At 66.5% G+C, this 26225-nt stretch carries 22 protein-coding genes; 10 read left to right on the top strand and 12 right to left on the bottom strand.

The genetic code is table 11. The annotated features are described in order from the left end of the window. Positions 1-57: 57 nt before the first annotated feature. From FGS76_RS12580 to FGS76_RS12530, 11 genes are all read right to left on the bottom strand, one after another. The gene (locus tag FGS76_RS12580; protein WP_138773007.1) at positions 58-1674 is read right to left on the bottom strand and encodes an AarF/UbiB family protein; all 1617 of its coding nucleotides are present in this window, start codon (positions 1672-1674) and stop codon (positions 58-60) included. After that, positions 1674-2303: a ubiquinone biosynthesis accessory factor UbiJ gene (locus FGS76_RS12575; protein WP_138773006.1), complete on the bottom strand. Its 630-nt coding sequence runs from the start codon at positions 2301-2303 to the stop codon at positions 1674-1676. The genes FGS76_RS12580 and FGS76_RS12575 overlap by 1 nt, the downstream gene beginning before the upstream one ends. Beyond that, positions 2303-3076 carry a bifunctional demethylmenaquinone methyltransferase/2-methoxy-6-polyprenyl-1,4-benzoquinol methylase UbiE gene (gene ubiE, locus FGS76_RS12570; RefSeq protein WP_138773005.1) on the bottom strand — a complete coding sequence of 258 codons (774 nt, stop codon included), beginning with the start codon at positions 3074-3076 and terminating at the stop codon, positions 2303-2305. Before ubiE ends, FGS76_RS12575 begins: the two co-directional genes overlap by 1 nt. After that, the gene (locus FGS76_RS12565; protein ID WP_138773004.1) at positions 3073-3771 is read right to left on the bottom strand and encodes a DUF8198 family protein; all 699 of its coding nucleotides are present in this window, start codon (positions 3769-3771) and stop codon (positions 3073-3075) included. Before FGS76_RS12565 ends, ubiE begins: the two co-directional genes overlap by 4 nt. 183 nt (positions 3772-3954) lie before the next feature. Beyond that, complete coding sequence (gene hslU, locus FGS76_RS12560) at positions 3955-5304, bottom strand: ATP-dependent protease ATPase subunit HslU (RefSeq protein WP_138773003.1); 1350 nt, start codon at positions 5302-5304, stop codon at positions 3955-3957. Further along, on the bottom strand, positions 5304-5843 hold the full coding sequence (gene hslV, locus FGS76_RS12555) for an ATP-dependent protease subunit HslV (RefSeq protein WP_138773002.1): 540 nt from the start codon (positions 5841-5843) through the stop codon (positions 5304-5306). The genes hslU and hslV overlap by 1 nt, the downstream gene beginning before the upstream one ends. A gap of 82 nt (positions 5844-5925) precedes the next feature. Beyond that, positions 5926-6564: an SPOR domain-containing protein gene (locus FGS76_RS12550; protein WP_138773001.1), complete on the bottom strand. Its 639-nt coding sequence runs from the start codon at positions 6562-6564 to the stop codon at positions 5926-5928. Beyond that, positions 6564-8327, bottom strand: a complete 1764-nt coding sequence (gene argS / locus FGS76_RS12545; RefSeq protein ID WP_138773000.1) for an arginine--tRNA ligase — start codon at positions 8325-8327, stop codon at positions 6564-6566. Before argS ends, FGS76_RS12550 begins: the two co-directional genes overlap by 1 nt. Positions 8328-8400: 73 nt before the next feature. Then, on the bottom strand, positions 8401-9540 hold the full coding sequence (locus FGS76_RS12540; RefSeq protein ID WP_138772999.1) for an HlyD family secretion protein: 1140 nt from the start codon (positions 9538-9540) through the stop codon (positions 8401-8403). Positions 9541-9573: 33 nt separating this feature from the next. Continuing rightward, positions 9574-11130 (bottom strand): DHA2 family efflux MFS transporter permease subunit, encoded by a 1557-nt coding sequence (locus FGS76_RS12535; RefSeq protein WP_138772998.1) that lies wholly within the window; start codon positions 11128-11130, stop codon positions 9574-9576. A gap of 121 nt (positions 11131-11251) precedes the next feature. Next, positions 11252-13438 carry a primosomal protein N' gene (locus FGS76_RS12530; RefSeq protein ID WP_138772997.1) on the bottom strand — a complete coding sequence of 729 codons (2187 nt, stop codon included), beginning with the start codon at positions 13436-13438 and terminating at the stop codon, positions 11252-11254. Positions 13439-13566: 128 nt separating this feature from the next. Between FGS76_RS12530 and rpmE the strand changes: the two genes are divergently transcribed. Together rpmE and FGS76_RS12520 are read left to right on the top strand one after the other, a co-directional pair. Next, complete coding sequence (rpmE, locus tag FGS76_RS12525; protein ID WP_138772996.1) at positions 13567-13788, top strand: 50S ribosomal protein L31; 222 nt, start codon at positions 13567-13569, stop codon at positions 13786-13788. A 101-nt stretch (positions 13789-13889) separates the two neighbouring features. Next, entirely contained in the window at positions 13890-15164 is a 1275-nt protein-coding gene (locus FGS76_RS12520) for a malic enzyme-like NAD(P)-binding protein (protein WP_138772995.1), read from the top strand. A 124-nt stretch (positions 15165-15288) separates the two neighbouring features. On the opposite strand, the gene FGS76_RS12515 is transcribed toward FGS76_RS12520, so the two are convergent. Further along, positions 15289-17691, bottom strand: coding sequence for a penicillin-binding protein 1A (locus FGS76_RS12515; RefSeq protein ID WP_240692532.1), 2403 nt, complete (start codon positions 17689-17691; stop codon positions 15289-15291). A 332-nt stretch (positions 17692-18023) separates the two neighbouring features. On the opposite strand from FGS76_RS12515, the gene FGS76_RS12510 reads away from it, so the two are divergent. The 8 genes from FGS76_RS12510 to FGS76_RS12475 are packed head-to-tail and all read left to right on the top strand — an operon-like array spanning position 18024 to position 26195. Beyond that, positions 18024-19091 carry a pilus assembly protein PilM gene (locus FGS76_RS12510; RefSeq protein WP_138772993.1) on the top strand — a complete coding sequence of 356 codons (1068 nt, stop codon included), beginning with the start codon at positions 18024-18026 and terminating at the stop codon, positions 19089-19091. After that, complete coding sequence (locus tag FGS76_RS12505) at positions 19088-19678, top strand: PilN domain-containing protein (protein WP_138772992.1); 591 nt, start codon at positions 19088-19090, stop codon at positions 19676-19678. The genes FGS76_RS12510 and FGS76_RS12505 overlap by 4 nt, the downstream gene beginning before the upstream one ends. Further along, positions 19675-20355 carry a type IV pilus inner membrane component PilO gene (locus FGS76_RS12500; protein WP_138772991.1) on the top strand — a complete coding sequence of 227 codons (681 nt, stop codon included), beginning with the start codon at positions 19675-19677 and terminating at the stop codon, positions 20353-20355. Before FGS76_RS12505 ends, FGS76_RS12500 begins: the two co-directional genes overlap by 4 nt. A gap of 11 nt (positions 20356-20366) precedes the next feature. Beyond that, positions 20367-20903 carry a pilus assembly protein PilP gene (locus tag FGS76_RS12495; RefSeq protein WP_240692531.1) on the top strand — a complete coding sequence of 179 codons (537 nt, stop codon included), beginning with the start codon at positions 20367-20369 and terminating at the stop codon, positions 20901-20903. A 36-nt stretch (positions 20904-20939) separates the two neighbouring features. Continuing rightward, a complete protein-coding gene (locus tag FGS76_RS12490; RefSeq protein WP_240692530.1) occupies positions 20940-23069 on the top strand; it encodes a type IV pilus secretin PilQ in 2130 nt (709 codons plus the stop codon). Beyond that, positions 23066-23599, top strand: a complete 534-nt coding sequence (gene aroK / locus FGS76_RS12485; protein WP_276607932.1) for a shikimate kinase AroK — start codon at positions 23066-23068, stop codon at positions 23597-23599. The genes FGS76_RS12490 and aroK overlap by 4 nt, the downstream gene beginning before the upstream one ends. A gap of 33 nt (positions 23600-23632) precedes the next feature. Further along, entirely contained in the window at positions 23633-24712 is a 1080-nt protein-coding gene (gene aroB / locus FGS76_RS12480; protein WP_138772988.1) for a 3-dehydroquinate synthase, read from the top strand. Beyond that, complete coding sequence (locus tag FGS76_RS12475) at positions 24702-26195, top strand: SPOR domain-containing protein (RefSeq protein ID WP_138772987.1); 1494 nt, start codon at positions 24702-24704, stop codon at positions 26193-26195. The genes aroB and FGS76_RS12475 overlap by 11 nt, the downstream gene beginning before the upstream one ends. Positions 26196-26225: the final 30 nt, after the last annotated feature.

Raw genomic sequence — 26225 nt, 5'->3', positions numbered from 1 at the left:
TCCAATTATCGTGCCAGTCTAGCACCGGCGCCAGCGATACCCCAGCGTCGCCGCTAGCTATCGGCGCCAGGCGCCGATCAGCAGGACGGCGCCGCCGGCGGCCAGCCAGGGCGCGGCGCGGCCCCCGGCGAACAGGGCGTCGGCGGCGGCCAGGCCGGCCAGGGTGAGGCCGCCCAGGCCGGCCAGCAGGGTGCGGCGGTGGCGGCGCAGGCCGTCCTCGAAGCGCTGGGCGGTCTCGCGCTGCTGCTGGGGCTGGTGGCGCAGGTTCTCCAGGGCATCGCGCAGCAGGTCCGGCATTTCCGGCAACTGGGCGGTCCACTCCGGCAGCCGGTTACGCAGCTTGCGGGCGGTGGCGGTGGGGCCGTACTCCTCCAGCATCCAGCGTTCCAGCAGCGGCCGGCCGGTGGTCCAGATGTCCAGTTGCGGGTAGATGCTGCGGCCCAGGCCCTCGATGTGCACCAGGGTCTTCATCAGCAGGATGTACTGCACCGGCGCTTCGATATGGTAGTCCCGGGCCAGGTCGAACAGTTTGAGAATCAGCGGCGCGAACTCCAGCGACTCCAGGTTGGCGCCGCGCACCGGCTCGATCAGTTCGGTGACCGCCTGCTCGAAGTGAGGCCGGTCGATGGGGCCGCGCGCCCAGCCGGCGCGGATCACCAGATCCACCAGGCCCGGGTAGTCCTCGCGCATCACCGCCAGCACCATGCGGCCCAGCACATTCAGGTCCTGCTTGGAGAGGCGCCCGGCGATGGCGCAGTCCACCGCCATGTACTGGGGCGATTCCGGGTGCTCCGGATTAACGAAGATGTTGCCCGGGTGCATGTCGGCGTGGAAGAAATTGTGCCGGAATACCTGGGTGAAAAAGATCTCCACGCCGCGCTCGGCCAGCTGACGGGGGTCGATGCCCGTTGCCTCGATGCGCGCCCGATCGTTCACCGGGATGCCGTAAATGCGCTCGGAGACCATCACCCGCCGGGACGACAGGCCCAGGTGCACGGCGGGGATATGCAGCAGCGGGCTGAACAGAAAGTGCCGGCGCATGGTTTCGCTGTTGCGGGCTTCCCGCTCCAGGTCCAGCTCCGCGCGGATCACATGCTGGTAGTCCCGCACCACCCGCACCGGGTGAAAATAGCGGGCATCGGCCCACAGGCGCTCCAGCATCCGGGCGCCGAAATCCATCACCTTCAGGTCCCGCTCCACCCGTTGCTCGATGCCCGGGCGCAGCACCTTGACCACCACTTCGCCGCCGCCGGCCAGGGTGGCCGGGTGCACCTGGGCCACCGAGGCGGCGGCCAGCGGTTGGTCGTCGAATTCACTGAATACCTGGTCGATGGGCTCGGGCAGGGCCGCCTCCACCAGAGCCCGGGCCTCGGCGCCGTCGAACGGGGTGACCTTGTCCTGCAGGCGCGCCAGGGCCTCGGTCCACTCCGGCGGCAGCATGTCCCGGCGGGTGGCCATCAGCTGGCCGAATTTGATAAAGATCGGGCCCAGCCGCTCCAGGGCCAGGCGCAGCCGGTCGCCGTCGCTCAGGTCGCCGGTGCCGGGCCAGCTGGAGGGCACCAGATACTGCAGGCCCACCAGCAGGGGCCGGGCCGGATGCGCGGGCAGCAGGGAAAACAGGCGGTAACGGCAGGCCACATGGACCACCGTCAGCAGGCGGATAACGGGAGGCATCAGGGACGCGGGCTCCGCTGGGTCAGGTGTTGCACGCGGGCTTCCAGACGATCCACGTCGCCGCGCAGTTCATCCACGTCCTGGTAGAACTCATAAAGGTCCCGGCGCAGGGCCAGCAGGCCGGCCTCGCTGCCCAGGTAGTCGCCGACCTGCTCGCCGAGCCGGTCCAGGGTGGCCCGCGCCCAGCCGAACAGCCGGCGCGCGCCCAGGTCCACCTGCTGGGCCAGTTCGCCGCCGATCAGCGGTTCCAGCAGGGCGCCCCAGTCCAGCCGCAGGTCGGCGGCCAGTTCGCGCAGGTCCTGCAGAAGTTCCCGGTTGCCTTCGACGCGCACGGCGCCGCCGATCACCCCGGGCTGGCGCCGCCAGTCCATCACCAGCGCCGCCAGGTCCACCGGGTTGCCGGTGACGGTCACGTCCGGTTGCGCCTCGCTGCGCAGGTACAGTTCCACGCCGTCTTCCACGATCAGGGCGTAGAAGGCGGTGGCGGGCAGGGTCAGGCGTACCGCCAGCAGCCGGCCGGCGTGCCGGTTGAGGCGCGCGGCACTGGCCGGGTCGCCGCGCAGGGCGGCGTTGATGGCCCGTTCGGCGGTGGCGGTGGCGGTGGTGGAGAGCAGGCCGGGCTGACGCATCAGAGCTTGAAACCCCGGTGCAGGGCGACGATGCCGCCGATCATGTTGAAGTACTCGGTGCGGCCGTAACCGGCCTTGTCCATCATCGCCTTGAGGGTGTCCTGGTCTGGGTGCATGCGGATCGACTCGGCCAGGTACTGATAGCTTTCCGCGTCGTTCACCACCAGCTTGCCGAGCCGGGGCCAGACCGCGAAGGAATAGGTGTCGTAGGCCTTGCCCAACAGCGGATTCACCGGTTTGGAAAACTCCAGCACCAGCAGCCGGCCGCCGGGCTTGAGCACCCGCAGCATGGAGGCCAGGGCGGCGTCCTTGTCGGTGATGTTGCGCAGGCCGAAGGCGATGGTCACGCAGTCGAAGCTGTTGTCGGCGAACGGCAGGCACTCGCCGTTGACCTGGGCCACCCGGGTGTTATGGCCGCAGCCGGCGTCGATCAGACGGTCCCGGCCCACCGCCAGCATGGCGTCGTTGATGTCCGCCAGTACCACCTCGCCGGTGTCGCCCACCAGCCGTGAAAACTTGATCGCCAGATCGCCGGTGCCGCCGGCCAGGTCCAGTACCCGCTGGCCCGGGCGCACCCCGGCCAGTTCGATGGTCATGCGCTTGAGCAGGCGGTGGCTGCCCATGGAGATCAGGTCGTTCATGACGTCGTAACGGCCCGCCACCGAACGGAACACGCCGGCCACTTTCTGCTGCTTCTCCCGCCACGGCACCTGCTGGTAGCCGAAGTGGGTCACCTTGTCGTTGTTCGCGTCGGTCTTGCTCGGATCGGTCATGGAACGTCCTTGAAGGGAGCGGGATGATCGGCCAGGACCCGGTCCAGAATCAGGCTCTCGCGCCGGGCCACCTGGTCCAGCAGCCGGCCCACGCTGGGCACCGGTTTCATCACCCGGAAACTGCGGTCCATGAAATCATACAGGTTCGTGAAGCCCGCCGCATGGGCGGGGCGGCGCACCAGGCGGAAGGTGGTTTGCAGCGGCCGGGAGCGCACATAACGGTCGATATGATGGCCCAGGCCGGCCACCAGAGCGAGCTGCCGGCGCCGCGCGGTTTGGTCGCCGCGCCGATAGGCGGCCAGGTAGTGCTCCGCGCTTAGCGGCTGGTCCAGGCGGTGGTCCAGGTCCCGCACCAGGGCCTCGTCCAGCTCCTGGGTAAGGATGGCCGCTTCCAGGGCGCTGGCGGAGGTCACCATCACCCGGTCCGGCAGCAGGCGCATGGCCTTGGGCAGGGCGCGGCGAATTTCCCGGGCCACCGGCGGCAGGTCGCGGCCGCCGTAAACGTCGTCCAGCAGAAACTGCACCCCCGGCTGCAGACGCGGATCGGCGAACAGGTCCTGGTGGGTGGCGAGGAAACGGTCACGCTGAAAGCCACGCAAGCACCCCAGACGGGCCGAGAAAACGGCATCGTCCTGGTGCTGGCGCAACAGGAAAAAACGTTCCAGGCAATGGTGCAGATGTTCGCCGGCGTTCATGGGTCCCTCCGGCGGGGGATGATAGCAATAAAAGGCAGTTGAAAGTTACAAGTTGCAAGTTACAACGCGGGCACCGCTGGTGGCGACCAATAACAACGAGGCCGCGCCCAAGCGTGCGGCGCGGCCTCTTTGTCGTCGGCCTCACTGGCGGTGGCCGCGTTTCAACTTTTAACTTTCAACTTCTTAAAGAATGTACCGACTCAGGTCCTCGTCGTTGGCCAGTTCGCCCAGATACCGGTCCACCGCTTCCGCGTCCAGAACCAGGGGCTGGTCGTGGTATTGGGTGGCCAGGTCATCGGCGTCGTAGCTGATTTCCTCGAGCAGTTTCTCCAGCACCGTGTGCAGCCGACGGGCGCCGATGTTTTCGGTGCGTTCGTTGACCTGCCAGGCCACCTCGGCGATGCGGCGGATGCATTCGCCGGTCAGTTCCAGCTTCAGGCCCTCGGTTTCCAGCAGGGCGCGGTACTGTTCGGTGAGCGAGCATTTTGGCTCGGTGAGAATACGCTCGAAGTCGTCCGGGGTGAGCGCGTTGAGCTCCACGCGGATCGGCAGGCGGCCCTGCAGTTCCGGGATCAGGTCGCTGGGCTTGGCCAGGTGGAAGGCCCCGGAGGCGATGAACAGGATGTGGTCGGTGTGCACCATGCCGTACTTGGTGCTCACGGTGGAGCCTTCGATCAGCGGCAGCAGGTCGCGCTGCACCCCTTCCCGGGACACGTCGGTGCCGCCGGTTTCCGAGCGCTTGGCCACCTTGTCGATTTCATCGATAAAGACGATGCCGTGGTTTTCCACCAGGTCCACCGCCGCCACCTTGAGTTCGTCCTCGTTGACGAAGCGGGCGGCTTCCTCGTCGCGCAGAATGCGCATGGCATCGCGGACCTTGAGCTTCTGGGACTGCTTGCGGCCATTGCCGCCCATGCGCGAGAACATTTGCTGCAGCTGGCTGGTCATTTCTTCCATGCCCGGCGGCGCCATGATCTCCACGCCCTGGGGCTGGGCGGTCACCTCCACCTCGATTTCCTTTTCGTCCAGCTCGCCCTCGCGCAATTTCTTGCGGAATACCTGGCGGGTGCTGGTCTCCCTGGATTCGGCCCAGTCGGAGTCCGCCTGGCCGCCCCGGGCGGCGGGCAGCAGGGCGTCCAGCACCCGCTCCTCGGCGGCGTCCTCGGCCTTGTCCCGGTTGCGGGCGATTTCCTTCTCGCGGAGCAGTTTCATGCCCACTTCCACCAGATCGCGGATGATCGATTCCACGTCGCGGCCCACGTAGCCCACCTCGGTGAACTTGGTGGCCTCGATCTTGAGGAAGGGGGCGTCGGCCAGCTTGGCCAGCCGGCGGGCGATTTCGGTCTTGCCGACCCCGGTGGGGCCGATCATCAGAATGTTCTTGGGTGCCACTTCGGCGCGCATTTCCGCCGGTAGCTGCATGCGACGCCAGCGATTGCGCAGGGCCAGGGCCACCGCCTTCTTGGCGTCTTCCTGGCCGACGATGTGCCGGTTCAGTTCGCTGACGATCTCGCGGGGAGTCAGGGAAGCCACTATTCAAGCTCCTCGAAGGTGTGAGATTGGTTGGTATAGATACAGATGTCGCCGGCGATCTTCAGGCTCTGGGCGACGATCTCGCGGGCCGGCATCTCGGTGTTGCGCAGCAGGGCGGAGGCCGCCGCCTGGGCAAAGGGGCCGCCGGAACCGATGGCGATCAGGCCGCCTTCCTCCGGTTCCACCACGTCGCCGTTGCCGGTGATGATCAGGGAGTTTTCCTTGTCGGCCACCGCCAGCAGAGCTTCCAGGCGGCGCAGGGCGCGGTCGGTGCGCCAGTCCTTGGCCAGCTCCACGGCGGCGCGCACCAGGTGGCCCTGGTGTTTTTCCAGCTGGGCTTCGAACCGTTCGAACAGGGTGAAAGCGTCGGCGGTGCCGCCGGCGAAACCGGCGATTACCTTGCCGTGATAGAGGCGCCGCACCTTGCGGGCGTTGCCTTTCATGACTGTGTTACCCAGGGTCACCTGGCCGTCGCCGCCGATCACGACATTATTGCCGCGCCGCACGGAGACGATGGTGGTGCCGTGATATTGCTCCACGGAGGTCTCCTTATCCCGATTTGAACAGGTCCTGATTTGGACAGGATGTGCGGGCCGCGCCTCCGGAATTCAAGCGTGCCGGTTATTCCTTCAACTGGATGGGCAGGGTCTCCACCCCGTTGGCGGCCAGTTTGTCCTGGGCGCGGTGCAGGGCATTGATGTTGTTGTAGGGGCCGATCATCACCCGGTGCCAGGTGTCGCCGTTGTCCAGCTTGACCGGCTGGATACGCACTTCGTAGCCCTTGAGGATCAGTTCCGCCCGGCGGCGGTCGGCGTCGCCCTGGCGGCGGAAGCTGCCCGCCTGCAGCACGAAACGCTTGTCGTTGCGACCGGCCACCGGGGCATCGTCGCCGGGTTTGTCGGCGGGCCGCGCCGGCTTGGCTTCCTTCACCGGCCGGGACGGGCCGTCCTCGTCCTCGCCCTTGGGCACGATCACTTCCATCTTGGGCAGCACCGCGTAGAAGTCGAACTTGGGCTGGTCCTCGTCCTTGCCGGCTTTGTCCTTGGCGGTGTCCTTGGCCGGCTTGTCACTGTCGTTGGGCCGCCCCTTGTCGGCGGTGCGCGGCTGGCCCTGTTCCATCTGCACCTGGGTCAGGTGCACCAGGAAGGCCACGAACAGGCCGGCGGCGAGACCGGTGAACAGCCAGACCCAGCCCGGGACCTGGCGGTTTTTTTTGCTCGATCCGCGGCTGGCACCGCGGCGTGGGGTATTCTTCGCCATTACATGCGCTCCAGGGGATCCAGGCCCAGCAGGGTCAGACCGCGGCCCAGGGTGCGGGCGGTCAGCGCGGCCAGTTTCAGGCGGCTGGTTTTCACCGCCTCGTCCTCGGCGGCGAGAATCGGGCAGTGTTCATAGAAGGCCGAAAACAGCCCGGCCAGCTCGAACAGGTAGGCGCACAGGAAGTGTGGCTGGCCCTTGCCGGCCACCTGCTCCACCACCTCACTGAACTGCACCAGACGGGCGGCCAGGGCCTGCTCCGCGTCCTGGTTCAGCTGGAAGGGGCCGTTCAACTCGCCGACCCGGTCCAGGCTCAGCCCGGCCTTGCGGAACACGCTGACCACCCGGGTGTAGGCGTACAGCAGGTAGGGCGCGGTGTTGCCCTCGAAGCTGAGCATCTGGTTGAAGTCGAAAATATAGTCGCTGGTGCGGTTCTTGCTCAGGTCGGCGTACTTGACCGCGCCGATGCCCACCGCCCGGGCGATGGTGCGCAGCTCGTCCTCGGCCAGATCGCCGTTCTTGGATTTGACCAGGTCGTAGGCGCGCTGCTCCGCTTCGTCGAGCAGATCGATCAGCTTCACGGTGCCGCCGTCGCGGGTCTTGAACGGGCGGCCGTCGGCGCCGTTCATGGTGCCGAAGCCCATGTGCTCCATTTCCACGTGGGCGTCCACGAAGCCGGCCTTGCGGGCCACCGTGAAGATCTGCTGGAAATGCAGGGCCTGGCGCTGGTCCACGAAATACAGCAGCCGGTCGCCGCCCAGCTTGCCGGCCCGGTAGCGCACCGCCGCCAGGTCGGTGGTGGCGTACAGATAGCCACCGCCGGCCTTGCGCACGATCACCGGCAGCGGGTCGCCTTCCTTGTTCCTGAATTCTTCCAGGAACACGCACAGGGCGCCCTGGTCCTCGCTGAGCAGGCCGGCGGCGTCCAGGTCCTCGACCACCCGGGGCAGATCATCGTTGTAGGCGCTTTCGCCGCGCACGTCGTCCGGGCCCAGGCGCACGCCCAGGCGCTGGTAGACGGCGAAGCAGTGGCTCAGGGAAACCTGGTTGAACTCCCGCCACAGCTTCAGGCAGTAGTCGTCGCCGGACTGCAGTTTGACCACCAGGGCGCGGGCCCGGTCGGCGAATTCCGCCGACTCGTCGAAGCGCTTCTTGGCGGCCCGGTAGAAGTTCTCCAGGTCGGACAGTTCCCGGCTCAGGGCCTGGTCGCCGTCCTCGTCCTTACGCTCTTCCAGGTAGGCCAGCAGCATGCCGAACTGGGTGCCCCAGTCGCCCACGTGGTTCTGCGGCACCACCTTGTGGCCCAGGAAATCCAGGGTGCGCACCACCGCGTCGCCGATAATGGTGGAGCGCAGATGGCCCACGTGCATTTCCTTCGCCAGATTCGGCGAGGAGTAGTCGATCACCACGGTTTGCGTGGCCGCCGGCCGGGGCACCGCCAGATGGGCGTCCGCCAGGGCCGCGTCCAGTTGATCGGTGAGCCAGCTTTCCGCCTGGAAGAAGTTGATGAAGCCGGGCCCGGCGATCTCCGCCCGGGCTACCGCCTTATCCTCCGGCAGCGCCGCCACCAGCGCCTCGGCCAGGTCGCGGGGCTTGAGGCCCGCCGGCTTGGCCAGCATCAGGGCGATGTTGGTGGCGAAGTCGCCGTGGCTTTTGTCCTTGGTACGGTCGATCTGCACCGGACGCCGGGCGTCGGCGGGCAGGGTGCCGTTGGCGGTCAGCGTCTCCAGCGCTTGCTCGATCAGGGCGACAAGACGGTCTTTCATGCTCTTCCGGGGGCCGTGGATGGGCCGCCGATTGTACGGCAAAGTGGGGGGGAATGCCGCCCCCTGGGGTGGCTCACTTCCCCCTGATATCGATATCCACCTCCACCATCATCCCCGGGCCGATGCGGTCCATGGGGCCTTCGGTGAGGGCGATGCGCACCGGGATGCGTTGGGTGATCTTGGTGAAGTTGCCGGAGGGGTTGGGGTCGGGGAGCAGGGCGAACTGGCTGGTGGCGGCGCGGCCGACGATGCGGACCTGGCCGGCGAAGTGGGCGTCCGGGTAGGCGTCCACGGTGATCGCCACCGGTTGGCCCGGGTGCAGGTCGCCGATGTCGGTTTCCTTGATGTTGGCCTCCACCCACAGGTCGTCCGGGTCGTGCATCATCAGCAGCGGCTGGCCGGCGCTGACGTATTCGCCCTGGTCCACCAGGGTTTTGTTGACCACGCCGCCAATGGGGCTGGGCACCCGCAGGTCGCGCATGCGCACCTGTTCCTCCTCCAGGTCCGCCCGCGCCCGGGCCAGTTCGTTCTCCGCCACCTTGATGCGCGAGCGCATTACTTCCGGCGGCGGCAGCGGCACCTGGACGCCGTTGAGAAAGCCCACATGGGCGTTGTCGGCCTGGGACTGGCTCACCGCCACTTCCTGTTTGGCGCGCTGATATTCGGCGCGGGCGGTCTGGTAGGCGTAGTAGTCCTGGTCGCGGCGCTGCTTGGAGATGGAGCCTTTCTTGTACAGCGCCTCGGTGCGTTTGTAGTCCTCCCGGGCGCTGGTCAGGCGCGAGCGGGCCGCCTGTTCGGCGGCCTTGGCGGAGTCCAGCTCCTGGCCGGTGATGGTCAGGCCGCCCTGGAATTGCCGCTGGCCCAGCTCCAGCCGGGTGCGCTCATAGTCCAGCTTGGCCTGTTGGGTGGCCACCTCGGCTTGCAGGGAGTCCAGCCGCCGTTGCTCCGGCTCGCTGTACAGCCGGGCCACGGTGTCGCCCTTTTTGAGTTGGTCCCCCTCGGTGATGGTGAAATCGGTGACCCAGCCGTCCAGGCGGCTGCTGACGGTGACCTGGCTGGCCATGATGCGGGCGTCCTGGACGCTCACATGGGTGAGCCGGTGGACGACGGCGAACGCCATCCACACCAGGCAAAGCAGCGCCAGCACCACCAGGGCGGCGAGCTTGAGCCGCCGCGACGGGCGGCGTGCGGTGACCGGAGAGGAGGAAGTCATGGTGCTTTCCTTGATGCTGTCACGTGGATGAACTCAATGGGCCGGCGCGGAGCGGTTCAGCCGGCTCAGCAATAGAGACGGGATCGCCACCACAACCAGGCTGGCCACCAGAATCCAGAAGCCGTCCTGGTAGGCCAGAATCGAGGCCCAGATGGCTTCCAGCCGGCCCATCAGATGGCCGGCGATGGCCCCTTGCTGGGTTTCCGCCACTCCCAGCCGCCCGGCCAGTTCGGCGAGCTGCCCCAGTTGCTGTTGCGCCTGGCTGTTGCCGGCGTGCACCCCGGCGTTGAGGTGCTGGCCGTGCACGGCGGTGCGCCGGTCGAGCAGAATCACCAGGGCGGCGGTGCCCATGGCGCCGCCCAGTTGCATGGCGAAGTTGATGGCCCCGGAGCCGTGGCCGGTGAGCCGTGGCGGCAGCGCGGCGATGGCGTTGGACAGGGTGGGCGGCGGAAACGCGGCCATGCCGATGGACAGCACGGCCATGGCCACCGCCAGGTAGGCGAAGCTGGTGTTCCAGTCCATGTGCGTCATCAGCCACACCGCCACCAGGGTGCAGGCCAGCCCGGGCAGGGTGATCCAGTGCGGCGGAAAACGGTCGCTGAGCCGGCCCACCATGGGCACCAGCACCGCCAGCACGGCGGTGGAGGGCAGAAAGATCTGGCCGGCGCTGATCGGGCTGTAATGCAGGATCGACTGCACGAACTGGGGCAGCAGATACATGATGCCGTAGAAGGTGCCGCCGAACAGGAACATGGCCAGGGTGCCGGTGACGAACAGTCGGTTACGGAAGATCGCCAGGTCCAGCAGCGGGTGGGCGGTGCGTTGCTGCCAGGCCACGAAGGCGGCGCCGCACAGCAGGCCGGTGAGCAGCAGGAGCGGCACGCGCGGGTCGTCCCAGCCCCAGCGCTGGCCGTTGGACAGCGCCGCCAGCACCGTGAACACGGCGGTGAACAGCAGCACCACGCCGGCCCAGTCGAACGGTGGCCGCGGGCCCTTGTGCTCCCGGGGCGGCAGGAAGAAAAAGCCCATCACCGCCGCCGCCACGCAGATCGGCAGGGTGATAAAGAACACATAGCGCCAGGTGAAGTGCTCCACCAGCCAGCCGCCGATCACCGTGGCCAGGGTCAGCGGCAAGCCCAGGCACATGCCGTACATGGCGGTGGCCATGCCCCGGTTCTGCGGCGGATAGGCGGCGAACAGGGCTTCCATGGCCACCGGCCGGATCAGCCCGGTCATGCCGCCCTGGATCACCCGGGCGGCGATCAGCATGCCCATGCTCTGGCCCAGGCCGCCCAGGAAGGAGGCGGCGATAAACACCAGCAGCAGCCCCATGAAGGTGGCGCGCTGGCCCACCGAGGTGACCAGCCAGGGGGCGATCAGCAGCGACACCGTGGTGGACGCCAGAAAGCCGGTGGACAACCACTGCACCTGGCTGTCGCTCATGCCAAAGGCGCCCTTTATATAAGGAATGGCCACATTGACGATGGTGATGGACATGCCCAGGGCCACCAGGCCGAGCATCACGGTGAGGGTTACCCAGAGGCGGTAGCGCGTGCCATAGCGGTCGAACAGGGCGTCGACCTGGCTCATGGAAATCTCCCGGCTGGAATTGGAAAGGCCGGTATTTTAGTCAACTTATATGACTTATTTCCATCGGAATTTTCTATCGATGCTTTCTATCGGTGCTTTCCGCCCCTGCTTCCGGGGCCGCCTAGAGCAGGTCGATGGGGTCCACGTCCAGGTGCCAGCGGCAGCGCCGGCCGGAGGGCAGCTCCCGGGCCAGGGCCATCAGGGCGTCGAGCACCCCGTGCAGCGGCGGGCGCTCGGGGCTTTGCAGCAGCAGCTGGGCCCGGTAGCGGCCGGCCCGTTTTTCCATGGGCGCCGGCACCGGCCCCAGCACCTGGACCTGGGGATGGCCGGGCAGCCGTTCGGCGCACTCGCCGAGGAACTGCAGGGCCTGGTCCATGGCCATGGCCTCGCAGCGCAGCAGCGCCAGGTGGCCGAACGGCGGCAGGCCGGCGCCGCGCCGCTCGTCCAGCAGCGCATCCGCCAGGGCGTGGTAGTCGCCGGCGGCGGCCAGCCGCACCAGGTGGTGGTCGCCGTGCCGGCTCTGCATCAGTACCCGGCCGGGCCGGTCCTGACGACCGCTGCGGCCGGCCACCTGCAACAGCAATTGCGCCGCCTGCTCCGGGCCCCGGAAGTCGGCGCTGAGAAAGCCGGCGTCCATGTTCATGATCACCGCCAGGCTCAGGCGCGGAAAATGGTGGCCCTTGGCCAGCATCTGGGTGCCCACCAGCACCGCCGGTTCACCCTTCTGAATCTGCGCCAGCTTGGCGTCCAGGCTGCCCTTGCGGCGGGTGGTGTCGCGGTCGATGCGCACCACCGGGGCATCGCAGTGCTCGGTGAGCAGGGCTTCCAGCTTTTCGGTGCCGGCGCCGGCGTCGGTGAGATTGCTGGAGCCGCACTGGCCACAGCGTTGCGGCACCCGGTGCTGGTGGCCGCAGTGGTGGCAGCGCAGCTGGTGCTCGCTGCGGTGCCAGGTCATCAGGCTGTCGCAGCGCGGGCATTCGTCCTGCCAGCCGCAGTCCCGGCACAGGATCACCGGCGCGAAGCCGCGCCGGTTGAGAAACACCAGCGCCTGTTCGCCCTTGGCCAGGGTCCGTTCGATGGCGGTCAGGGCGGTGGGCAGCAGTGGCTGGTCCGGGGTGGCGTCGCGGGCGTCCAGCAGTTCGATGGCCGGGGCCACCGCGCCGCCGGCGCGCTCGCGCAGGCGCAGCCAGTGGTAGCGGCCGGCGCGGGCCAGCTGCAGGGTCTCCAGGGCCGGGGTGGCGCTGCCGTGCACCACCGGCACTTCCAACTGCTGGGCGCGCCAGGTGGCCAGGTCGCGGGCGTGGTAGCGGAAGCCGTCCTGCTGCTTCAGGGAGGCGTCGTGGGTTTCGTCGACGATGATCAGGCCGGGCCGGGCCAGCGGCGTGAACACCGCCGAGCGGGTGCCGATCAGGATGCGCGCCCGGCCATCCCGGGCGGCCACCCAGGCGTCCAGCCGCTCCCGGTCGGTGAGGCCGGAATGCAGCACCGTCACCGGCACCGCGAAGCGCTGGCGGAAGCGGCGCAGGGTCTGCGGCGTCAGGCCGATTTCCGGCACCAGCACCAGCACCTGCTTGCCGGCGGCCAGCACCGGCGCCATGGCCTGCAGATAGACTTCGGTTTTGCCGCTGCCGGTGACCCCGTCGAGCAGAAACGGCTGGAAGCCCTCGGCGGCGATGATGGCGTCGATGGCGGCGCGCTGTTCGCCGCTGGGGCGCAGGGCCGGTTCCGCGCGCACCGCATCCTCCTCCGCCGGTGCCGCCGCCGTCACCTCCACCCGTTCCACCCACTGCTTGTCACGCAGCGCCTGCAGCGCCGGCCGCGATACCGACAGGGCCTCCAGCATGGCCGGGGTCAGCCCGCGCGGGTGTTCGGCCAGCACCTGCATGGCCTGCAACTGGCGGGGCGCCCGCGCCAGCCGCTCCGGCGCCACATGGTGGCCCCGGTCGGTGAGACGCCAGCGCACCTCGCCGCCGGCGCGGGCCGGCTGGCCCTGGCGCAGCAGGGTGGGCAGCACGAAGTTGAGCACTTCGCCGAGGGGGTGGTGGTAATAGCGGGCGGCCCGTTCGCACAGCCGATATAGAAGGGGGTCGATGACCGGCTCTTCGTCGAGCACCTGTTTAATCGGCTTGAGCTGTTTACGGTCGCTGGGTTCCAGGCCGTGGACGATGCCCACCAGGGTGCGGCGGCCAAACGGCACTTCCACCCGGCAGCCGCGTTGCGGCGGCGGGGTGTCCGCCGGCAGGCGGTAGTCGAAGCAGCCGGGCAGGGGCACCGGCAGGGCGACCTGTACAACGGAAGGAGAAGGCACGGGGAGCGTCCGGTTATCTCTTGCGCATCGGTGTCAAGCTGTTATGATTCGCCTTCACTTTTGCCCGGCGCAAGCCAGTGTGGTGCCCGACGAGAGGCTCGGGTGGCGACACCAGAAGGAGCTTTGCTATGAAACCAGAGATTCATCCCGATTACCAGGAAGTCACCGTGACCTGCAGTTGCGGCAACGTAATCGAAACCCGTTCCACCCGTGGCGGTAGCCTGGAAGTGGACGTGTGCTCGGCCTGCCATCCTTTCTATACCGGCAAGCAGAAGCAGGCGGACACCGGTGGTCAGATCGATAAGTTCAAACAGCGCTTCGGCATGATGCGCTCAGGCAAGAACAAGTAAATATTACAAGTTCGAAGTCTTGCCTGTGAAAAGCACCCGCCAGGGTGCTTTTTGCTTTTAAACGTGTGTTTTTTGTCATTGAGTGTTTGTGGAGACCCCCCATGTCCGAGGATCTGAAGAAGGCGGCCCTGGAATACCACGCCAAACCGCGTCCGGGGAAGATCAGCGTTGAGGTGACCAAACCGGCGGCGACCAGCCGGGACCTCAGCCTGGCGTACAGCCCCGGGGTGGCCGAGCCGGTGCGCGAGATCGCGCGCGAGCCGGAGCTGGCCTACCGGTTCACGTCCAAGGGCAATCTGGTGGCGGTAATCAGCGATGGCACCGCTATTCTCGGTCTCGGCAATCTGGGGGCGCTGGCTTCCAAGCCGGTGATGGAAGGCAAGGGCATCCTGTTCAAGCTGTTCGCCGGCATCGATGTGTTCGACATCGAGGTGGAAGCCGAGGACCCGCAGGCCTTTATCGACACGGTGATGCGCATTCACCGCACCTTTGGCGGCATCAATCTGGAAGACATCCGCGCGCCGGAATGCTTCGAGATCGAGCGCGTGCTCAAGGAGCAGTGCGACGTGCCGGTGTTCCACGATGACCAGCACGGCACCGCCATCGTGGTTGGCGCCGGCCTGATCAACGCCCTGGAGATTCAGGGCAAGCGCATCCAGGACATTAAAGTGGTGTGCGTGGGCGCCGGTGCCGCCGGTGTGGCCTCCGTGCGTCTGCTTATCGAAATGGGCGCGCGCAAGGAAAACATCCTGGTGCTGGACCGCAAGGGCGTGATCCACAGCCGCCGTGACGACCTCAACCAGTACAAGGCGGCGCTGGCCAACGACACCGACAAGCGCACCCTGGACGACGCCGTGGACGGCGCGGATGTGTTTATCGGCGTATCCGGCCCGGACATGCTGACCTCGGAGATGGTCAAGAAGATGGCGCCCAAGCCGATCATCTTCGCGCTGGCCAACCCGGACCCGGAAATTCGTCCGGAGGTGGCTAAGGCCGCCCGCGCCGACGCCATCATCGCCACCGGCCGTTCGGACTACCCGAACCAGGTGAACAATGTGCTGTGTTTCCCGTACATGTTCCGCGGTGCCCTGGATGTGCGCTCCACCTCCATCAACGAGGAAATGAAGATCGCCGCCGTGCACGCCATCGCCGGTCTGGTGCGGGAAGCTCCGCCCAAGGAAGTGCTGGACGCCTACGGCGGCGGCGAGCTGAAATTCGGCGCCGAGTACATCATTCCCAAGCCCAACGACCCGCGTCTGCTGGGCCGGGTATCGGCGGCGGTGGCCAAAGCGGCGGTGGACTCCGGCGTGGCCCGCAAGGGTTACCCGTCCCACTATCCGCTCAACTCGCTGGATGAGATCTTCCCGGAGTTGTAAGGCTGCTGGCGCGGCAGTTACAAGTTGAAAGTTAAAAGTTGAAACGAGAAGGGGGCCCTGCCAATCGGCAGCGCCCCCTTCTTGTTTTTCCCTTTCAACTTTTAACTTGTCGCTTTCAACTGGTTTAAAAAATCTGCTCCGGGGTGCGGCCGTCGCTGCTGTGCGGCGACTCCAGTTCCGGCACATTGTTCTGGCGGAAGTACTCGAAGATCGCGTCCGGGTTGTCCGGGCGGGCCTGCAGGCCGCTGTCCGGGTCGATGCGCACCGACACGATGCCCGACGGCTGGGGCGGGTGCTGTTCCGGCACGCCGTTCAGGGCCTTGCCCATGTAGTCGATCCAGATCGGCAGGGCGGCGCGGCCGCCGTATTCACCCCAGCCCAGGGTGGCGGGGCTGTCGAAGCCCACCCACACGGTGGCCACCAGGGACGGCGAGAAGCCGGAGAACCAGGCGTCCACCTGGTCGTTGGTGGTGCCGGTCTTGCCGTGCAGGTCGCCCCGGCCCAGCCGGCGGGCGTCGCGGCCGGTGCCCCGTTCCACCACATCGTGCAGGATGCTGTTCATCAGCCAGATGATGTCCTCGTCTTCCACCCGTGGCGCCTTCACTGGCGGCGGTTGCACCGGTTTGCCGTCGTCGTCGGTGTCCGGGGTGCTTTCCGCCACCTGGTCGTCGTCCCGCACCAGCGCGCAGGGCGCCTCGCATTTTTCCACCCGGGGCGCTTTCCAGAGCACCTTGCCGTTCTTGTCCTCGATGCGCTCCAGGAAGTAAGGCGTCACCCGGTAGCCGCCGTTGGCGAAAATGGCATAGGCGCCGGCCAGCTCCAGTGGCGTCAGCGAGGCGCTGCCCAGGGCCAGGGAAAGGTCGCGCTGGAAGCGCTCGGTGGGCAGGCCGAAGTGGTTGAGGGTGTTCATGGTCTGGCCGATGCCGACCTGGCGGAGAATGCGGATCGACACCAGGTTGAGCGAGCGGTAAAGCGCCTCGCGCAGGCGGGTGGGTCCGTAGAAGCGTTCGCTGGAGCCGGTGGGGCGCCAGGCTTCTTCCAGTTCGCTGCTGTCGAACACCACCGGGGCATCATTAATGATGGTGGCCGGGGTGAAGCCGTTTTCCAGGGCGGCGGTGTACACGAACGGTTTGAAGGCGGAGCCCACCTGCCGGCGTGCCTGGGTGGCCCGGTTGAACTTGGACGCATAGAAGCTGTAGCCGCCCTGCAGGGCCTCCACGGCGCCGGTGTCCGGGTCCAGGGAAACGATGGCCGACTGGGCGCGGGGCAGCTGGGCCAGGCGCCAGCGGGCGTTGTCGTCCTGGCCCACCGGGCGCACGTAGATCACGTCGCCCACCTTGAGCACGTCGCCGGCGTTGTTCGGCGCCTCGCCCATGTAGCCTTTGCGGAGAGCCGGGCGGGCCCACTTGATGTCGTCCCACTCGATCACCGCCTGGTTGCCGTCCGCCAGCAGCACCGCCGCCTGGCGCTCGCGCAGGGCGGTGACCACGGCGGTGTGCAGGGGGCCGTAGGCGGGCTGGTCGCGGAAGCGCGCCACCCAGGCGGCGCGGTCCTGGTCGATTTCCTGGTGGTCGTCCGGCGCGACGGCCTTGGCCAGTTCCGGCTCCGGCTCGTCCTCGGCGGGCGCGGCCTCGGTGTCCTGGGGGCGCGGCCAGCCCGGGTCCGGCAGGTCGTCGGTCTTCACCTGGGCCAGGGGGCCCCGGTAGCCGTGCCGTTCGTCGTAGTCGTGCAGCCCCTGGCGCAGGGCGGTGACGGCGGCGTTCTGCCGGTCGCTGTTCAGGGTGGTGAAGATGCGCACGCCCTCGGTGTACACGTCCTTGTCCACCAGGTCCTGGGCGGCGATGCGCGCGATCTCGCCCATATAGGCCCCTTCCACCTCCGGGCTGGCGGCATGGTAACGGGCGGTGACCGGTGCCTGGCGGGCCGTTTCCATCTGCTCCTTGGTGATGGCGCCGGTCTCCTCCATGCGGTACAGAATCCAGTTGCGGCGCAGCCGCGCCCGCTCCGGATTGGTGATCGGGTTGTAGGCCGAGGGCGCCTTGGGCAGGCCGGCGATCATCGCCAGTTGCGCCAGGGTCAGGTCGCCGATGGGCTTGCCGTAGTAGACCTGGGAGGCCGCTTCCGCGCCATAGGCCCGGTGGCCCAGATAGATCTTGTTGAGATACAGCTCGAGGATCTCTTCCTTACTAAGGATGCGCTCGATCTGGATCGCCAGCACGATCTCGTTGAACTTGCGCAGGAAGCGCTGTTCCCGGTCGAGGAAGAAGTTGCGCGCCACCTGCATGGTGATGGTGGAGCCGCCGGAGCGGATCTCCTGGTAGCGCACCAGCTCCACCGCTGCCCGCAGCAGACCCTTGGGGTCCACGCCGGGGTGCTCGAAGAAGCGTTCATCCTCGGCCGCCAGTATCGCCTTCACGAAAAGCGGAGGGATTTCATCGTAGGTTATGGGCTCGCGGCGCTTTTCCCCGTACTCGGCGATCAGCTTGCCGTCGGCGGTATAGATGCGCAGTGGTATCTGGTACTCCACTTCACGAATGGCGACGGCCGCGGGAAGTTGCGGCGCCAGGTAAAGATAGCAGGCGGCGAGGACCAGGAGGGCACCGGTAGCGGCGGCGAGAACAAGGAGCGCGAGGGCCCGGATCCAGGAGGCGGTCAAGTGCATATTATTGCAATAGCTCTGACGATCAGAAGAAAGGGCTAGCAGACCCGTGAAGCAGGTCATTATACGGTGGAAAGGTTGTTGTGATCTAATATCCGTTCTGTTATTACTAATTTCTAAAGTGGTTGAGCATAAAAGCCACGTAACTACATATTTTTGAAGCAAAAAAGCCTCCATAAAAAACACATGGGACGACGACTGTGCTGCCTTTTCTCAGAAAAAAGGCCCAGACACTGCTGGGGATCGATATCAGTTCCACCGCCGTCAAATTGCTGGAGCTTTCCAAGGCGGGGGGCCGCTACAAGGTGGAGAGCTATGGGGTCGAACCCCTGCCGGCCAACGCGGTGGTGGAAAAGAACGTCAGCGATGTGGAAGGGGTCGGTGACGTTATCGCGCGCCTGGTCGGACGTGCCCGCCCGGGGGTGAAAACCGCCGCGGTGGCGGTGCCCGGCTCCGCCACCATCACCAAACTGATCGAAATGGACGCCTCGCTGGGCGAGGACGATATGGAGAACCAGTTGCGGGTGGAGGCGGATCAGTACATCCCTTTCCCGCTGGACGAAGTGCGCATGGACTTCCAGGTGCTGGGGCCGGTGGAAGACAACCCGGAGCGGGTCGAGGTACTGGTGGTGGCGTCGCGCACCGAGAACGTGGAAATGCGCGCCGATGCCCTGGAAATCGGCGGCCTGCAGCCGAAGGTGGTGGACGTGGAAGCCTACGCCATGGAGCGCACCTTCCAGATGATCCTGCCGACCCTGCCCAACGCCGAGGAGCTGGACACCGTGGCGGTGTTCGACATCGGCGCCACCATGACCACCCTCAACGTGTTCCACCAGAGCCGCAGCGTCTATACCCGCGAACAGCTGTTCGGCGGCAAGCAGCTCACCGAGGAAATCCAGCGCCGCTACGGCATCTCCATGGAGGAGGCCGGGCTCGCCAAGAAGACCGGCGAGTTGCCGGAGGACTATCAAAGCGAGGTGCTGTTTCCGTTCAAGGAATCCATTGTCCAGCAGATCAACCGCTCGCTGCAGTTCTTCTATGGCTCCACCCAGTTCAACCAGGTGGACTACATCCTGCTGGCCGGGGGCTCCGCGTCGATTCCGGGGTTGCCCGAGCTGATTCAGGACAAGGTGGGTACCGGGTGCTCCCTGGCCGATCCGTTCGCCGACATGGCGCTGGCCAACAAGGTCAATGCCCGCGCGCTGGGGAATGACGCCGCCGCGCTGATGATCGCCTGCGGCCTGGCGTTGAGGAGCTTCGAGCAATGACCACCACCATCAACCTGCTCCCGTGGCGCGAGGAACGGCGCAAACAGAAGAAACAGGAATTCCTGGCCGGGCTGATCTTCGCGGCGATTGTCGCCGGACTGATCTTCTGGCTGTGGAAGGGTATGGTGGAAGGGCAGATCGCCGACCAGCAGACCCGCAACAGCCATATTCAGAGCGCCATCGCCAAGCTCGACACCCAGATCAAGGAAATCAAGGAATTGCAGCGCCGCCGTGACGAACTGGTGGCGCGGATGACGGTGATTCAGGAATTGCAGGGCAACCGGCCGACCATTGTGTATGTGTTCGACCAGCTGGTGCGCACCCTGCCGGACGGCGTCTATTACACCCTGGTGGAGCGCAATGGCGACAACTACACCATCGAGGGCGTGGCGGAATCCAACAACCGCATCTCCCGGTTGATGCGCAACCTGGACGCCTCCGACTGGTTCGTGGAGCCCAATCTGCTCAATGTGCGGGCGCTGGAATCCAGCCGGGGCAGTGACGGCGAGGCCCAGGCCAACGCCTTCCTGCTCACCGTCAAGCAGGGTTCGCCGCGCAGCGAGGAAGAACAGGAGGCCGCCCAATGAAAGCGTCCGAACTGAAAAACCTGGATGTGCGGGAGCTGATCGACGAGCTCAACAGCCTGGATTTCGAGAACGTGGGCGGTTGGCCGCTGCCGGTGAAGATCGGCGCGGCGGTGCTGGTGTTCGGCGCCATCCTGTTTCTTGGCTATTTCCTCGCCATCAAGGACCTGAACGCGCGCCACGGGCAGCTGGTGCGGGAAGAAAAGACCCTGCTGGACAGCTACGAGAAGAAGGCGTTTCAGGCCCATAACCTGGAGCAGTATCGCCAGCAGCTGGTGGAAATCGAGGCCAGCTTCGAAACCCTCAAGAGCCAGCTGCCCCGCGACACCGAGGTGCCGGGCCTGCTCGAGGACATCACCCACACCGGCCTTGGCAGCGGCCTGGAGTTCGAGACCATCGAGCTCAAGGACGAGGTCAAGAAGGAGTTCTACGCGGAGCTGCCCATCGATATCCGGGTGATCGGTGATTACCACGGCTTTGGTTCCTTCGTGTCCGGGGTGGCCGCGCTGCCACGGATCGTCACGCTCCATAATTTCAAGATCGAGCCGCTGAAGAGCGATAACAAGGAGCCCGGGGGGCTGCTGGACATGGCCATCACGGCCAAGACCTACCGCTACGCGGAAGGCGGGGACAGCGGCGACGGCAATAAAAAGCAGGCCGGGAAGAAGGGTCGCTCCTGAGGGGAACACAGATGACAGCACGAAACGCCATCGCGCGGGGGATCATGGTGGTGACCGTAACGGCCCTGCTCGGCGGTTGCGGCGGCGGCGCCGATCTTGGCCAGCTGGACGCCCGCCTGGAAGAGATCAAGGCGCGACCGCGCGGCCGCATCGAGCCGCCGCCGGAGTTCAAGCCGATCGCCACCTACAGTTACGCGGCGCACAAGCTGCGCCCGCCGTTCAGCCCGCCGCAGGACCAGAAACTGCTGGAAGTGCCCGAGGGCCGCTCGGTGGAGCCGGATCTCAGCCGGCCCAAGGAATACCTGGAAGGGTTCAGCATCGACTCGCTGAACATGGTCGGCACCATCACGCGCCCCGGCAATCCGCTGGAGGCCTTGATCGCCGACCCCACCGGCGCCGTCACCCGGGTGCGGGTGGGCAGCCACATGGGCAAGAACTATGGGCGCGTGGTGGACGTGGGCGCCGGCCAGCTCGGGCTGGTGGAGATCGTGCCGGATGGACAAGGGGGCTGGGTGGAACGCTCCCGCAATATAACGCTTGCTGACTAACTGCTGCTGGGGATGCCAGTTATGAGTTTCTTCACATTGAAAACAACAAGCGCGGCGCCCCGGCATTGGTTGGCGGCGTTGCTGATTCTGGCCGGGGCGGCTCTGTTGTCCCCGGCGCGGGCCGCCACGCTCACCGACCTGCAGGCCAATACCCTGCCCGGCGACGGTGTGGAGGTGCGTCTGGACTTCAAGGGCAATGCGCCCCAGGTCAAGGGCTACAGCATCGAGCGGCCGGCGCGCATCGCCCTGGACCTGCTGGACACCAACAGCGCGGTGGACGTGAGACGCCACAACCTGGGCACCGGCAACGCGCGCAGTGTCACCGTGGTGGAAGCCAAGGACCGCACCCGGCTGATCTTCAACCTGGAGCAGCTCACCGGCTACGACACCCGGGTGGAGGGCCAGCAACTGGTGATCACCCTGGGCGGTGGCCAGAGCACGCCGCGCATGGACCCGGCCAGCCCGTCGCCGATGGTGGCCAGCGAGGCGGCCATCAGTGACATCGACTTCCGCCGGGGCGGCGATGGCGAGGGCCGGGTGATGATCAACCTGTCCAAGGCCTCCATGCCGGTGGACGTGAGCGAGGAGGGCGGCAAGATCATTGCCCGCTTCGTGGGCGCGGAAATCGCCGATGACCTGGTGCGCCGTCTCGACGTGACCGATTTCGCCACTCCGGTGAAATACGTCGATACCCGCCGCACCGATGGCGGCACCGTGGTCACCATCGAGCCGGAAGGCACCTGGGAATACCTGGCCTACCAGGCGGACAACCTGTTCAGCATCAATATCAAGCCGCTCACCCCGGCGGAGAAGGAGCGTCAGCGCCGCGAAGCGTTCAAGTACGACGGCGAAAAACTGTCGCTGAATTTCCAGGACATCGAGGTGCGTTCGGTGCTGCAGCTGATCGCCGACTTCACCGACCTGAACCTGGTGGCCTCGGACACCGTCACCGGCCGCATCACCCTGCGCCTGCAGAGCGTGCCCTGGGACCAGGCCCTGGAACTGATCCTCAAGACCAAGGGCCTGGACAAGCGCCAGGTGGGCAATGTGCTGCTGGTGGCGCCGGCGGATGAAATCGCCGCCCGCGAGAAGCAGGAACTGGAAGCGCAAAAGCAGCTCGCCTCCCTGGCGCCGCTGCGCACGGAGTACATCAGCATCAACTATGCCCGCGCCGAGCAGCTGCAGACGCTGATCACCGCCCAGGGCGGCTCCGAGGGCTCCTCGCTGATCAGCGAGCGGGGCTCGGTGACCGTCGATCAGCGCACCAACACGCTGATCGTGCAGGACACCTCCGCCCGCCTGGAGGACATTCGTGACCTGATCCGGCGCCTGGACGTGCCGGTCCAGCAGGTGCTGATCGAAGCCCGGGTGGTGATCGCCAGCACCAACGTGGCCGACGAGTTCGGCGTGCGCTGGGGTGGCCTGGGCTGGCAAAGCAGCCTGTGGGACGAGGGCAAGAGCTGGGGCGTTTCCGGCCGCCACACCTCGCTGCGCAACCTGCATTACGCCAACCTGGAAGCGGACCGCAGCAAGAACCCCATTGAAACCGAGATGGAGGAGTTCGACGAGGAGCAGAACAACGACCTGATCGTCGACATGGGCGTGGAATCCACCGACGCCACCCGCTTCTCCATCGGCTTCACCTCCCTGGATTCCGGCCTTATCGAGCTGGAACTGTCGGCGCTGGAATCCGAAGGGCATGGCGAACTGGTGGCCACGCCCAAGGTGCTCACCGCCGACCAGCAGCCGGCGGTGATCGCCTCCGGTCAGCAGGTGCCGTTCAACGTGGCCACCGCCTCCGGCGCCACCGCGGTGGAGTTCATCGAAGCGGAACTGCGTCTTGAGGTCACCCCCCAGGTGACCCCGGAAGGCGACGTGATCATGCAGCTCAAGGTCAACAACGATTCCCTGGGCACCAACCTGGACAACCCGGCCATCAACACCAACCGGGTGGAAACCACGGTGTTGGTGAACGACGGCGAAACCGTGGTTCTGGGCGGTATTTTCCAACAGGAAACGGTAAACTCCGTGATCAAAACGCCTTTCCTGGGTGACATTCCCTGGCTGGGTGCCCTGTTCCGCAAGAAGGTGAATCGTGATAACAAGCAGGAGCTGCTGATCTTTATCACGCCTCGCCTGGTGAAAGATGCAATGGTCAATCGGTGAATGAAAAGGCAGATACTTCTCTCTTTCTGGTAGGGCCCATGGGTGCTGGCAAAAGCACCCTGGGCCGGCATCTCGCGCAGGTCCTCGAGCGTCCTTTCTACGACTCCGACCGGGTTATCGAGGAGAAAACCGGCGCCGACATCCCCTGGATTTTCGATGTGGAAGGGGAAGACGGTTTCCGCCGCCGCGAGCGGGATGTGATCGACGAACTTACCGCGCTGTCCGGCATCGTGCTGGCCACCGGTGGTGGCGCGGTCCTTAATGAGGACAACCGGCGCCACCTGCACCAGCGGGGCTGCGTGATCTATCTGTGGACGCCGGTGGAATTGCAACTGGCCCGCACCCGCAACGACCGCAACCGGCCGCTGTTGCAGAGCGGTGACCCGGAGCGCAAGCTGCAAGCGTTGCTGGAAATGCGTGATCCGCTATATCGGGACGTGGCGCACGCCGTGGTGTCCACCGCTTCCGGTAACCTGAAGAAGGTCACCGATCAGGTGCTCGGTTGTCTGGCCGAACACGCCAACCGATAATGCCGTCCATTCCCACCGGCGATTCGAGACACTATGCACAAGCTTGACGTGGCGCTGGGCGAGCGCAGTTACCCCATTCATATCGGCCAAGGTCTGCTCGACGGCGGCCTGATCCGCGAAGCCGTGCGCGGCAACCAGGTGATGGTGGTCAGCAACGACACCATCGCGCCTCTGTATCTGCAGCGGGTGCTGGCCGGGCTGGACGGCCTGCAATGCGACACCCTGGTGCTGCCGGACGGCGAAAGCCACAAAACCCTGGCCACCCTGGAAACCATCTTCGATGCCCTGATGGCCCACCGCCATTCGCGCACCACCACCCTGGTGGCCCTGGGCGGCGGCGTGGTCGGCGACATGGTGGGCTTCGCCGCCGCCTGCTATCAGCGCGGCGTGGACTTCATCCAGGTGCCCACCACCCTGCTGGCCCAGGTGGATTCCTCGGTGGGCGGCAAGACCGCCGTCAACCATCCCCGGGGCAAGAACATGATCGGCGCCTTCCACCAGCCCCGTGCGGTGGTGATCGACACCGACGTGCTGGACAGCCTGCCGGACCGGGAATTCGCCGCCGGCATGGCGGAGGTGATCAAGTACGGTCTGATCCGCGACCCGGCCTTCTTCGAATGGCTGATCGAACACCAGCCGGCGCTGGCCGCCCGTGACCAGGCACCGCTGGCGGAAGCGATTCTGCGCAGTTGCCGCAACAAGGCCGAGGTGGTGGCCGCCGACGAAACCGAACAGGGCAACCGGGCGCTGCTCAACCTGGGCCACACCTTCGGCCATGCCATGGAAACCTTCACCGGCTATCGGGACTGGCTGCATGGCGAGGCGGTGGCCGCCGGCATGGTGATGGCGGCGCGCATGTCCGAGGAACTGGGCTGGCTGGGCGCCGGCGACCGCCGGCGGGTGGTCGATAGCCTGGCCGCCTGGGCGCTGCCGGTGACCGCTCCGCCGGGCATGAGCCGGGCGGATTTCACTGATCTGATGGCTTTGGACAAGAAAGTCCAGAACGGTCGTCTGAGGCTGGTACTGCTGAACCAAATCGGCGAGGCTCTGGTCACAGGCGAATACGATCCGAATGCATTGACGCGAACGCTCGAGGCCTTTTGTGAGAGATGAGGACTTTTTCTACGAGGGCGCCGAGCGCGGCGACCTGCTCGACGCTCTGAACGGCCATGCCCATGAAAGCGCCACCGTGGTGCTGGAAGGGGAGACCGGCAGTGGGGTCTCCACCCTGCTGGGCATGCTGTCCATGTCCCTGGTGGGCGATTACGAACTGATCCGGCTGGATGGCGCCGAGGAGCCCGGCGCCAACGCCGTGGTCGACGCCATGTTGGTGCACTTTGGCATCGAGCGGGCGGAGCTGGCGGATACCCTCAAACAGACCCTGGCCAACAGCCGCCTGGTGATCGTGGTGGACAACGCCGAGAGCATGCCGCAACCGGCCTTGGCCACCATGGCTTCGCTCAAGGAAAAGCTGGGCCAGCGTCTCGCCTATGTGTTTGGCGGCGCCCCGGGCAGCACCGAGATGGTCCGCGAAGGCGGGCTGGCGGTGGTCGATACCCTGAGCCTGCCGCCGCTGGACGGCGACGATGTGATGGCGATGGCCGACGAATTCTTCGCCCTGTCCCTGGACCAGGAGCAGGCCGATGACATCGTCGACTCCGCCCAGGGCCGGCTGGGCCCGGTGCTGGCGGACCTGGAAGAGCGTGCCTCCAGCACCGCCGGGCCGGCGGCCCGCAAGCCGGTGCCCTGGCGCCACGCTCTGGCGGTGGGCGCCCTGGTTCTGGTGGTGCTGGTGCTGTGGCTGGCCAGTGGCGACGATGAGGACAGCGACCGGGCCGACAAGGTGGTGAACCTGGAACTGCCCCGGGCCCCGGCCGATACCCTGGAGGCGGAGCCGGCGGAATCCGCCGCCGGGGAGCTGGCGCCGCGCACCGGCGAGGACGGCCACGACTATGGTCTGGTGTCGGACCCGGAACGCAGCCGCGATGCGCTGGCTGAATTTCACGATAACGCCTCGGACTTCGAGCAGGCGGAGACCCGCCCGCGCGACACCGGGCAACCGGCTTCCGAAGGCGCTGGCCCGGTGCCCCCGGCGGAGCCGGACACCAGCCGGCCGGCGTCGTCCGCCGACACTTCTTCCTCGTCCACCGCCGCCAGGCCGGCGCAAAAGCCGGCCCCCGAACCGGCATCCAAGCCCGCACCCGAACCGGCACCCAAGCCCGCACAAAAACCGGCGCGGCAGCCCGCCGCCAGCGAGCAGGCGGTGCCCGGCGGGCAGCCGGAGCTGTCCGGGCTGGACGCGCGCCTGGGTTACCGCCAGGAAGATTGGCTGGCCACCCGGGGCGATGATCAGTGGTTCCTGCAGCTGGTGGCCACCGGCCGTGAAGATGGTGCCCGCGCGGTGCTTGACCAGATCGGCCGGGAAGGCGCCTACTACCGCACGGAAAGAGGCGGAGAACAGGTCTATCTGGTGCTGGCGGGTCCGTATACCAGCCGCGACGCTGCGCTCAAGGCCCGTGAAGGGCTGCCTGAAGCGCTTCGCCGGGGCGGTCCCTTCCCCCGGGAGATGGGAGCCATCCGTAAGGAATTGCGCTGAACGTCGTCGAATGAACCGCCTTCGAGGCCC

The sequence above is a fragment of the Alloalcanivorax gelatiniphagus genome, assembly GCF_005938655.1.
Taxonomy (GTDB): domain Bacteria; phylum Pseudomonadota; class Gammaproteobacteria; order Pseudomonadales; family Alcanivoracaceae; genus Alloalcanivorax; species Alloalcanivorax gelatiniphagus.
This window is presented reverse-complemented; position numbering and strand designations above follow the sequence as displayed.